Genomic DNA, 10483 nt, shown 5'->3' on the forward strand with positions numbered 1-10483 from the left:
CTGCGGTTTAACGCTTGCTAATAACATACCGCTAGGGCTTTTCATTGAGGCTTACTGGCTTGAATATGAATATTTTAGTGCCAGCCCCAGAATCCCCGGAAGAGTTTAATTATATATAATAGATAGAATTGATTGAAAACTTTAATATTAGTGAATGTTAAATAAGAAAGGGTTACACTAAGGCATATTATAAAATGCAAGTGTTAAAAGGATTTACCATGGCTTTGGAGAATGATTATTACGGCTTACTGGGGCTAATACCTAGGCTTGATGGTGCTGTGTTACAACGAGCGTATGACCTAGCTAAACAAGTATGTGAAGCTGACACAATGAAGTCTTTCCCGAGAGCCGAGAGCCTAGATGAAGCATATGCTATTTTGAGTCAGAAAGAACCAAAAAAAGAATATGATAATAAGTTAGCGGCTAACCTTCAGGCGGTATGTAAATATAAAATTACTAGTGAAATAGATATTGAATACCTTGATAAACTCTCTGCCAGTCTAGATGATGAGTGGCTTGTAGCAACTAAATATAAGCCAGTATTATTATCACTAGAACAATCATTGGCAAAGTTTTCTCCGAGATTAGCATATACCTTTCGAGTTCAAACTCTAGTTAATCAATCATTCGAATCACCGGAACAAGTTGCTAAGGAGTTAAATAAACTTTTTCTCTGCTCATATTTTGGAACTAACACTACAGTTATTAAGTTTGCGAAGCAACTACTATTGGAAAAGCAAGAGGAAGCGTCTTTAGAGCTAAATAAAGTAATAATGGTAATGGGAGATAAATTACAACCACAGGTAATAATTGACCAGCTTGTTAAAGACTATGGTTTATCAATACCTGAGCAAATTAATAGTCCCGGGAGCGTAGAAGTGAAGCAGAGTGGGCGAAATAGTGTATCATTTAGCTCTCTAGACTCCTTGGTTTTTTATCTTTTTTTATCACTGATTGCCTTGATTTTTGGCCTATCTCTTTTGTTTACTCCACATCATGATGGGGTATTGCGTGATGTATTATTAACGCTAGTATCATTAATAGCCGGGGGAACCTTCGTTGCGCTAACTATTAAAATTAGGTCTGTTAATCGTGATTTAAAGAAACAACTAAAAACCAACGCAGATTCTAAGGCTAAAAGTGAACAAAACGAAGGTTGGTATAAAAGTTATATCGCGAGTTACTCAGATCATTATGTAGTTGGTTTTATCGCTCTTATAATGTTGATTGCAATTGTAACAAACAAGGCAGATGAAAAAACAAGGGTAACTCAGAAAAAAAACTGGTCAACCGTTGAGCAAGTTAAAGTGTGTAAAGTATATATTGGCAAGCTTTTTCATAAACAGCCAAGCATCATTACGCATTATAGAACAGATGGTAATAATGTGTATGTACGGTATGTAAGGTCACTGGATAATACAACGTGGAGCTATGTTTGTAATACCGAGGGTAACAAGATGGTTTGGGCTGGATATCTAAGTGATACGAAAAACTGGGGAAGGTGGCGTTTCGAAGATGAAATTACATTGAGTTACAATAACGAGCAACGGCTAGCTAGTTTTTTGATGGTAGATACTCAGCAGAAAGTTACTGTTCATTTATAAAAAAACATAAAATGGGACATATATGGACGCTCCCTTGCTGTCAAGGCATCAACCTGACTTTTGTGTCGCGCTAGCGGCACAAGTCACTGTTGCTTTTTATCGATTAATCGTTAATCACGACAAGAAAATAGGACAGGCACTACTTCAACACCAGAATGAATTATTGCTTGTCCCATAGTTATCTTTTAAAGGCAAAAACACAGAACGTTATGTATAAATTTGCTGGTTCAGCGGGAAAGAATATTGCTGCGACTGGAAAACTAGCTATAAAACCTAATGAGCCTTTTAAGACCGACTTTATTCTTGAAGTAAAGAAAGTCACTAAAATCTAATTACCATTGCAATAGATTGTTTAAGTGACCGAATGTTAAGTCACTTAATGCCACCCTTGAATCCATTTGTCATTATCTTTTAGCTCAGTCCAATCGATTTGATATTCATTTTTAGACAGGACGGCTTCTAATTTACATGATATGACAGAGCCATCTTCTTCAAACTCGACTTCTGATATCAAAAAATGTTTTTCCTTATTGTTAGGCTTTATTGCAGTCCATTTGCTATTGGGTAATTTGGCAGGGTTTATTTGGTTCATAATCACTCCGTACATAAAAGTGGTTGTTTATTCATTAAAGGCTACTTGTATGTACGAACTAAACAGATAAAAAGTTCAGTATAGTTAAATCAATCAGCAAATATTTAGAGCGCCGTAAAGCGGAAAATGAGGGAAAGTGGGACAGAAACTTTTTCTACACCCGAATGAATTAGTGCCTGCCCCATAGTTATCATTATTTCAGTTTAACTGCTGTGCCAAACACCATGATTTCAGATGAGCCATCCATAATAGCGCTGGTGGTAAAACGGATACCGACCACGGCATCAGCGCCTTTCTCGGTGGCACTTTGCACTAGTCGTTCTATAGCAAGATCGCGCGCTTCTGATAGCATTTCGGTGTAACCGCGAATTTCACCGCCGACAATACCCTTTAATCCTGCCATGATGTCTCGGCCAATGTGTTTTGATTGCACTACATTGCCAGTAACGACGCCAACAATGGCTGAAATTTCTTGGCCGGGAATAGTCTCTGTTGTTGAATAAATCATAGTATTTCCTTGAACGTTTGAAAGCTTCGTGTAGCTGCATCACTTGGTGATAGTGAGCTTGATATACGTTACATTTTTAATGTCGAACAGATAAAATGTTGTGACAGATTTTCTCATCGATAGTTAAGTTCGCCACTTCGTTTGATCGTGATTTAGCTTGCCAATATTGCATATCTCGCAGAGTATTTGCAAATTGTCTAAACAGAGTGCGAGCTCAGGGTATTTTGAACGTGGCTTGATATGATCAACATGAAGCACCGCGCCAGTCTCAGGTGTCGCACCGCAACAGGCGCATTTGTTTTGATATTGCTTAAATGCGCGATAACGCAGTTCTTTCCATTGCTGAGTTGAGTAAAAGTCCGCATCGTTTGCTTGCTTTTGTTCAAACGGCAGCTGAGAGTCATCGGTAAACTCTCTGGGTTCTAATGATGGAGAGTATAAGATGGCGAGCTTGAAGTGGTTACTTTTATTTTTTACTAGCCACTTCCATATAGCCCGCAGTGCACCTACCTCGGTCTTATAAGCCTTTCGACGGGTACTATTGCTTAACCGATAAGTCACATTAAACACACGATGCTTCCTTGTATTTGTATTAAGCACTAACGCTATTTTTGAGTGACTTTAATATTGCTTTAGCGGTTTGTAAACACATTAAGCGATACTGGCTAGATACTCTTGGGCACTAAAGTGACTCTTAAACGTAAAGGCATCTGGCGTGTCACTGTTGTTACGAAGGTACTCAAGCTTCTCAACACCTTCCTCTACAGTAGGAATATGGCCAACAGGAATCCACCATAATACATAGCTATCATCGGCAATTGGCTCGAACCATTCTTTTTTACGACGCATAAAGTCACGATGATGGGTGCGAAACATGAAGTTCTTTAGCGCATCCGCACAGCTCCACACTGACATGTTAATGATAATGCTAGGATCTGAGAACGCCTGAACATTGGTTGCGTCGCCACTGTCATCTTGTAAGCGCCAAATAAACCCTTCACTGGACTCAGCGATTTTATTGACAGGGTCTAGATTATCGACGAAGTCTTTAATCTCGGGCGCATCTAGCGCATATTTGGCTTTGGCGATGTTGAGCTGGGCGAGGTGCATAGAGATCCTTATTTAGTTAAAGAGTTTAATTGCTACACTTGGGTTTATCTTTAATTTCAGTTCGGTATCATAATGAAATTATTACAATATAAATATTCAACTAATGAATGTGTTAGTAGACGTTAAATTAATCTTACTGCGATGATTTTAGTTGAAGTGCCTAGAATCGTACTGGCGGTGTGACAATGGACTCATAGCTCATGCTCACTTTAGGAACTCGGGCGTGTGATTGCTTCCGGGCATGAGTAAGACTTAGCATCTTGCCTCACAAGTTTTGTCATTTCGATGTTAAATAAGCCAGCGAACTCCAGTGCTCTATTGGCTAAATTCATTTGCCCTTTACAGCTAATAACATCACCACCAGCATTAATGTAATGCCATTTTGAAAATAGAATCACACACTTGGTTGGTTTAAATTCAAAGTTTGGCCGACTAGGGCCCATTCCATCCATCACACCGTAAAAATATATATCATCTTTAGCATATTCTGAACGGGCAAGAGCCTGTGCTTTTGATGGATCCAATTGATTAACTTCACTTGTAAAATCACACTGTTCATTTAGTGATAATTCATTGGCAAGGTACTGCCTTAATTGCTGCTTTTGTGCTTGCCGTACAAGCGCATCATGTCCTTGTGCAACCACTTTTAAAGGCACGAATAGTGGGAATAGCAATGCGGTTAGAGTAATAACTTGCAGTAATGAGTTCATGTATAACTATGCTAGTTTGTGAAGTACAGAAGTAAAACCACTATAATGACAGTGATCAGAAATAAACAACGAAAATTCTTTGCTAAGGCAGCATTACTCTCTAAGGATTGCTGCTGATATTTGTTCTTAACGTATACTGCCTCTTCATCGGTTAAGCCTGCGCAATGCGGGCACTGATACACTGTTGAACTGTATTGCAGCTTGCATCTGTGGCATCTAGTGGATTGAAAACTATAAATTGGCATAGTGCTAATTTTTAAAGGGGTACTTTTCTGTTATAAAACTTGTCATTATTAACCAATAAGCTTTATCTGTTCTAGAGCATTAATTTCAACGTGTGTTTGATAATAATATTTTTCAGTTGCACGTCCGTTAGAAATAAATAGAATTTTAATGCGCTTGGCTTGACCGGTTACTTCAATCTTTTTATTAATAAAAAAAGAGTCCGGAGCTTCACCATATTGTTGGACGAACTCTGGGACTAACTGAGGTGCAATTGAAACACTGATTGACCGCCTATCACGATAATCAAGTTCTGTATTTAGATACACCTTACCTCTTACCACCCCCGATGCTTTGATCTTGAATTTAAATACACCCTTTATGCCTTGAGGTGCATGCTCTTCAGCTAATGCTATAATGTTCATGGTTTCCGTGATATTAAAGCTGCTAGGTGTTGAACTACAGGCTGTTAAGAATAGGCTTGATAGCAGGATTAAATATTTCAATGTGTGACTTCCTTATATGGGATTGAGACTTTAATTGTGCTTTTTGTTGAGTATGATAGCTAATTTTGCAGATAATGTGGCGATTACGATACCTAAAATAGATATAACAATAACGCTAGCTAGAGGCTGGAAAAGCAAAAGTAATAGTGAAATGGCAGCAAGCATTGCTAAAGAGTTTTCTTGTTCATGTCCTTGACTGTTTTTGGCTGAAATGAAACAGGGGATTGCTAATAGTAATAGCGTTGATAGTAAATCAACAATGACAACACTCGTTTGCTCCATAATTAACAGCTGATCTTCATAGGAGTATGCGCCTTGCGCACCGAAGAGGTCCGTAGCAATGTAACCTTTAAATAAAGACAATAATATCGACCTTAAAACACTTAAAGCCAATAATGCTGCAAACCCTAAAACAATTCCCTTTGCATTTATTTTCATAACGAATTAATTGAAAGCACCAATCGTGTGATTTAAGTCAGTAATATTAACAATTTAGACTGCTGATTCATATGGTTACTTAACCTTTATATTATCACGCCTGTTCTCAAAACAACCCCATCTGAATATCGGTGATCTGATTAAAAGTTAAATCAATGAACGGTAAGATACCATCAGCGACAGGTTCGAGTTGCTTATCGATGTAATGTTGATAATCGATTGGGCTGGTGGTGTAGTCGACTGGTTCGGGGCCATTGACGGTAATAACGTAACTAATCACCCCTTTGTTTTGATATTGCAGCGGTCTGCCTAGCTCGGCATTTTTTTCATCGGCAATGCGTGCGGCTTTGACCTGCGGCGGCACGTTTTTAACATAGTGAGCGAGGTTACGACGAAGGCGCTTGCTATAAATTAGCTTATCATCGAGCTCGCCTTGTTTAACTTTTTCTACGGTAGATAACACTAGTTCGCGTGGGTCTTGTTGGTCGAACACCAATCGATAAAGTTCATGCTGAAAATCTCGTGCCAGTTCAGTCCAGTCGGTTCGCACATTTTCTAATCCTTTAAAGATTAGCTCGGTTTTGTCTCCTTTTTGCAGCAGTCCGGCATAACGCTTTTTACTGCCCATGTCTGACCCACGAATTGTTGGCATTAAAAATCGTTGATAGAGGGTTTCAAACTCTAGTTCAAGTTGGCATTCTAGTTGATGCTCTTGGCGCAATAGTTCAACCCAACGCTGGTTTATATCTTGTGCTAACTCACGACCAATTTGATTGGCCTGTTCATTGGTGACGCCATCCCCCACAAGAACAAAGACTGAATCGGTATCGCCATAGATGACCTGATACTTCTCTTCAATCCACTGCGCTGTTTGTTGAATAATCTGATGACCGCGCATGGTAATTGAGCTTGCTAACCGCGTGTCGTAAAAACGACAGCCGCCAGAGCCTAACACGCCATAAAACGAGTTCATGATAATTTTAATTGCTTGGGATCGTGCACTGTCTTGATCCTTTTTTGCTTGATCGCGCTGTTGCCACAAATCGGTGATGATTTGTGGTAAAAAGTGCTGCTGCCGAGAGAACTTCGCTTTTTTAAAACCCTCAATGGCTTGTTCTGGGTGTTTTAAGCCTTCGATTAAGCCCATAGGATCGATTTTAAAAGTACGAATAATTGATGGATACAGGCTTTTAAAATCTAGCACTAATACGTTTTCATAAAGGCCCGGTTTGGAGTCCATGACATAGCCACCGGGGCTGGCAAGCCCACCGTCGGGTGGCAAGTTGGGCGCCACATAGCCTGCGCGGTGCAGCTTAGGTAAATAGAGGTTAGTAAAGGCAGCGACTGAGCCACCGACACGATCGAGTAATAGCCCAGTGAGTTTGCTGCGAAAGATTAAGTAATCAAGCAATTTGATGTGATTAAATATCTCGTTAACTAAGCGGCAATCTTCTAAGTTATAGGCCGCAAGCGCTGGCTTATCATGTCGAAAATTATGATTAATTTCCGCCATACGATTATGCACGTTTTCGCTTATTTTCCCGCGATTAAGTAGTGCGTTGGCGACAAAGTCGAGGCTAAAACTGGCAAAGTGATAGGTCGCGGATTTGAGGGCATCGATGCCGTCGACCACGACACGACCGGGAATACTAATATAGCCATTGTTATCAACATTCGACTCGCGCCAATGCACAAAACTATCACCACGACCAAGGCGCAGTTTTTTTCCGTGATATTGGGCGCGTTTGACTAGCAAGCGAAAATCAAAGTTAATTACGTTCCAACCGACGATGATGTCAGGGTCGGTGGCAGCAATCTCGCGCTCCAGCTGTTCTAACAACTGCGCTTCATCATCAACCCAATGCACATAATCATGTTCACATTCAACGGCGGGCCCAATCATAATAACTTTTTGGTAATCGTGATGGTTTAAATCAAGCCCAATTGAGTAAAGTTCACCGCGCTCTGAACACTCAATATCCAGTGATAAGGTGGTTAAGGTTGGGGTGTATTGTGAAGGCCTGATTTTTACCTGTTGGTAATTATCGTAGCCAAGGCGCGCTTGGTGCTGACCGCTAAATTCGATACCGCCGCAAATAAACCGCTCCATTAAGAAGCGCTGATCTAGCCTAAAATCATTTTCATATTGTTTGACCAAGCTTTGCTTTAATTGATATGCGGCGCTGCGGCTGTGGCTGATGCTATTAAAGTAAAGGGCAGTAACAGGTTGTTGTTCAAAGGTGGTTAAGGCTAATGGCTTGGCACGAAACTGAATTTGGTTGGAATGTAGCACCTTACTCGCTTGTTCAATGTCTTGCTGAGCAATGAAAAACACCGGTTGTTGCCCTTCAATAATCAGTTGTGCTGGCCCTTGTGGTGTTGCTAGCCACAGTTCTATTTGCGCTTTGCCTGCAATATCAACTGATTGTTGGGTAAGTAAAAAGCCGTGTTGTGAGGTGTTCATGAACAAAAAGAGCATTCGTGGTTAGTAAAGTGATAAAGACAATATACCATGGACAGCAGCAGTTCTTGAATTTAAGATAATTTATCTTCTTACGCTGATGAGTATTATGTATGTTGAACCTTCCTGACGAGTCAATTAGTCATCGTTTTGATGATGACAACCCTTTAGTTTGGCCGATTTTAAGTTTACTTAATAGTCAAGATGAACCATGGAAAGTACATCATCTAGTCACTGCATTACGTGAGCAAGCAATTTTGCCGGAGTTTGTAGGTGAACCTAATCAAGTACTGTTTAAGGCAAATTTCTTGGTGATGAATGCTTTATTTCAGTTGCAACAATTCGTGTTGCCTACACAGCGCCTTAGCGTGTCGTCATTACACATTGCTTTATCTGACGTTAAGGGGGATGAGCTGGCATTAGTGGGTGATGATAAAAACGCGCTGGCAGATTATTACCTTGATTGGCGTCACTTTGATGCTGAAGAAGATGAAATTACCGAGTTATTAACCAGCTTTTGGTTACGGTATCAGCAAGCGTTTGTGACAACAACGACAGGGTTAGCGCGCGATAAAGCCTTGGCTGTCTTTGAGTTAGATGCTGACACCGCCCCTCGGTTGATTTGCAAGCGTTGGCGAGAATTAGCGCTACGATGGCACCCAGACCGTGAGGGTGGTGATAGCGCTCAGTTTCGTCTAGTGTGCCAAGCGTGGCAGGTGTTAAAGCCTTAACCTGTACCTATTTAAGAATGCTGGTGCCAGCGCTTACCGTAACTTAAGTTTAGTAACACTAACCCCGGGGCCAGTAATAGCATTTGCACACTTAATAACACACTATCGCTAATATCGATTCGCTGCATTAAGCCCACTAATAATCCTGCCCCTGTCATTTGAAATAGCCCAAGTAGTGCCGCGGCAACTCCGGCTCTGTCGCCAAAAGGGGCGAGTGCTTTACCTGCGCTTGAGCCTAATACCAGCGCAAAGCCAACGGATGAGAAAAAGATCGGTAACATAAACGCCCAAGGCTGATTGAAGCCACTGAGCAATAACATGGCAAAACCGCCTAACACAAGGACGATTAAGCCTGTATTGAGCGCAAAGAAACTACCGAATTTATCCATGTAGCGTGGTGCGAGTAAACTGGCGGCAATATTTAGCACGGCATTAATACTAAACCAAAATGTGAATTGCTCCATGCTTAGCCCTAGCTGTGTAATTAAATAGACTGGCGCTGAGGTGACATAAGCTAAAATTACCGCCATGGCGAGCAGACATAAGGTAGCGTGGAATATGAAAGTGGGTTCGCGTAATACGCTAATGTATTGTTCACGATTGATAAGTTTTGCGTGGCTTACGGTATTGCTGGGTTTAGTTTCTTCAAAAAAACGTACAATAAAAAACAGCACGACCAAAGCAAATAGCGCCATAAAGCTAAAGTTGCTGCGCCAGCCAAATTGAATGGTGAGCCATGCACCAAGTAGCGGAGCCAGAGCAGGAATAAAACAAATTGCGCCATTGAGATAACTTATCATGCGGCCGCTGCGTTCTGGGCCAAAGCTATCTCTGACGGTGGCAAAGGCAGCAACTGATGTTGCACATGCGCCAATCCCTTGAATTAAGCGCGCGGCAAGTAGTAGTTCTATTTGTGCTGCCCACCATGCCAGTAGTGAACTTAAACCATAAATGATGATGCCTGCAATGGCGATGGGGCGGCGACCAAAACGATCCGCCAATGGTCCTGCGAGTAATTGACCGAGTCCCATTGCAATCATAAACCAAGTAATGGTGTCTTGGGCTTTGGCGTTGCTAATGGCAAACTCTTCGCTGATTAATGGCAATGCTGGAAGATAAATATCAATAGCCAATGGACTAAAGAGCACGAGTGTTATCATCAATGCTATTAAGGTCTTTGATACATTCATTTCTACACGGCGCTGCTGTTATCAGGAAAAGGGGCGCAAGTTTAGATCTTTTTTTGGTTGAGATAAACCGTTGGTTTTTGTTTTACTAAGCAAGTTAACATAAAAGTTTGCAGGCTGTTGTTGAGGTTGGAGGTTCTGAATAAACCACTTTCAGAATGACGTTGGTGGAGGTTCTGAATAAACCACTTTCAGGATGACGTTGGTGGAGGTCCTGAATAAAAGCGCTTCAGGACGACGATTATTTGTCTTCCCGGCATGCTTTTAGCCGGGATCTCGGTTTGTTGTTGGTTTTGGTGGAAGCTAGAAGCGAGCTCCTGAATAACCTACTTTCAGGATGACGATGGTGGAGGTTCTGAATAAACCACTTTCAGGATGACGTTGGTGGAGGTCCTGAATAAAAGCGCTTCAGGA

General features: G+C 41.1%; 13 protein-coding genes. 4 read left to right on the forward strand and 9 right to left on the reverse strand.

Annotated elements, in window-relative coordinates:
• Positions 1-194: 194 nt before the first annotated feature.
• Genes Q8W26_RS16605 through Q8W26_RS16615 form a run of 3 tightly spaced genes read left to right on the forward strand, consistent with a single transcriptional unit; the run spans position 195 to position 1936 of the window.
• Positions 195-1604: a hypothetical protein gene (locus Q8W26_RS16605; protein WP_101213684.1), complete on the forward strand. Its 1410-nt coding sequence runs from the start codon at positions 195-197 to the stop codon at positions 1602-1604.
• A 22-nt stretch (positions 1605-1626) separates the two neighbouring features.
• Positions 1627-1782: a hypothetical protein gene (locus tag Q8W26_RS16610; protein ID WP_305473786.1), complete on the forward strand. Its 156-nt coding sequence runs from the start codon at positions 1627-1629 to the stop codon at positions 1780-1782.
• A gap of 31 nt (positions 1783-1813) precedes the next feature.
• A complete protein-coding gene (locus tag Q8W26_RS16615; protein ID WP_305473787.1) occupies positions 1814-1936 on the forward strand; it encodes a hypothetical protein in 123 nt (40 codons plus the stop codon).
• A 44-nt stretch (positions 1937-1980) separates the two neighbouring features.
• On the opposite strand, the gene Q8W26_RS16620 is transcribed toward Q8W26_RS16615, so the two are convergent.
• The 8 genes from Q8W26_RS16620 to Q8W26_RS16655 all read right to left on the reverse strand — a co-directional run bounded on the left by Q8W26_RS16620 (position 1981) and on the right by Q8W26_RS16655 (position 8154).
• Positions 1981-2196, reverse strand: coding sequence for a TIGR02450 family Trp-rich protein (locus Q8W26_RS16620; protein ID WP_101213685.1), 216 nt, complete (start codon positions 2194-2196; stop codon positions 1981-1983).
• Positions 2197-2389: 193 nt separating this feature from the next.
• On the reverse strand, positions 2390-2704 hold the full coding sequence (locus Q8W26_RS16625) for a heavy metal-binding domain-containing protein (RefSeq protein WP_101213686.1): 315 nt from the start codon (positions 2702-2704) through the stop codon (positions 2390-2392).
• A 123-nt stretch (positions 2705-2827) separates the two neighbouring features.
• A complete protein-coding gene (locus Q8W26_RS16630; protein WP_305473788.1) occupies positions 2828-3274 on the reverse strand; it encodes an HNH endonuclease in 447 nt (148 codons plus the stop codon).
• Between the two features lie 81 nt (positions 3275-3355).
• Entirely contained in the window at positions 3356-3814 is a 459-nt protein-coding gene (locus Q8W26_RS16635) for a DUF3291 domain-containing protein (protein WP_101213688.1), read from the reverse strand.
• Between the two features lie 209 nt (positions 3815-4023).
• Entirely contained in the window at positions 4024-4524 is a 501-nt protein-coding gene (locus Q8W26_RS16640) for a hypothetical protein (RefSeq protein WP_101213689.1), read from the reverse strand.
• Between the two features lie 293 nt (positions 4525-4817).
• On the reverse strand, positions 4818-5252 hold the full coding sequence (locus Q8W26_RS16645) for a hypothetical protein (protein ID WP_101213690.1): 435 nt from the start codon (positions 5250-5252) through the stop codon (positions 4818-4820).
• A gap of 30 nt (positions 5253-5282) precedes the next feature.
• Positions 5283-5615 carry a hypothetical protein gene (locus tag Q8W26_RS16650; protein ID WP_153071470.1) on the reverse strand — a complete coding sequence of 111 codons (333 nt, stop codon included), beginning with the start codon at positions 5613-5615 and terminating at the stop codon, positions 5283-5285.
• 181 nt (positions 5616-5796) lie between these two features.
• A complete protein-coding gene (locus Q8W26_RS16655) occupies positions 5797-8154 on the reverse strand; it encodes a DNA polymerase II (protein WP_101213776.1) in 2358 nt (785 codons plus the stop codon).
• A gap of 110 nt (positions 8155-8264) precedes the next feature.
• On the opposite strand from Q8W26_RS16655, the gene Q8W26_RS16660 reads away from it, so the two are divergent.
• Complete coding sequence (locus Q8W26_RS16660) at positions 8265-8882, forward strand: DNA-J related domain-containing protein (RefSeq protein WP_101213692.1); 618 nt, start codon at positions 8265-8267, stop codon at positions 8880-8882.
• 11 nt (positions 8883-8893) lie between these two features.
• Here Q8W26_RS16660 and Q8W26_RS16665 read toward each other — a convergent pair whose 3' ends face one another.
• A complete protein-coding gene (locus Q8W26_RS16665; protein ID WP_101213693.1) occupies positions 8894-10072 on the reverse strand; it encodes a multidrug effflux MFS transporter in 1179 nt (392 codons plus the stop codon).
• Positions 10073-10483: the final 411 nt, after the last annotated feature.

It is taken from the genome of Psychrobium sp. 1_MG-2023, assembly GCF_030689115.1.
Taxonomy (GTDB): Bacteria; Pseudomonadota; Gammaproteobacteria; order Enterobacterales; family Psychrobiaceae; genus Psychrobium.

Bases quoted from the DNA above. Each gene is read 5' to 3' on its own strand.
- Q8W26_RS16635 (WP_101213688.1), bottom strand. From the start codon at position 3,814: ATGCACCTCGCCCAGCTCAACATCGCCAAAGCCAAATATGCGCTAGAT.
- Q8W26_RS16620 (WP_101213685.1), bottom strand. From the start codon at position 2,196: ATGAACCAAATAAACCCTGCCAAATTACCCAATAGCAAATGGACTGCA.
- Q8W26_RS16625 (WP_101213686.1), bottom strand. From the start codon at position 2,704: ATGATTTATTCAACAACAGAGACTATTCCCGGCCAAGAAATTTCAGCC.
- Q8W26_RS16640 (WP_101213689.1), bottom strand. From the start codon at position 4,524: ATGAACTCATTACTGCAAGTTATTACTCTAACCGCATTGCTATTCCCA.
- Q8W26_RS16605 (WP_101213684.1), top strand. From the start codon at position 195: ATGCAAGTGTTAAAAGGATTTACCATGGCTTTGGAGAATGATTATTAC.
- Q8W26_RS16610 (WP_305473786.1), top strand. From the start codon at position 1,627: ATGGACGCTCCCTTGCTGTCAAGGCATCAACCTGACTTTTGTGTCGCG.
- Q8W26_RS16660 (WP_101213692.1), top strand. From the start codon at position 8,265: ATGTTGAACCTTCCTGACGAGTCAATTAGTCATCGTTTTGATGATGAC.
- Q8W26_RS16615 (WP_305473787.1), top strand. From the start codon at position 1,814: ATGTATAAATTTGCTGGTTCAGCGGGAAAGAATATTGCTGCGACTGGA.
- Q8W26_RS16655 (WP_101213776.1), bottom strand. From the start codon at position 8,154: ATGAACACCTCACAACACGGCTTTTTACTTACCCAACAATCAGTTGAT.
- Q8W26_RS16665 (WP_101213693.1), bottom strand. From the start codon at position 10,072: ATGAATGTATCAAAGACCTTAATAGCATTGATGATAACACTCGTGCTC.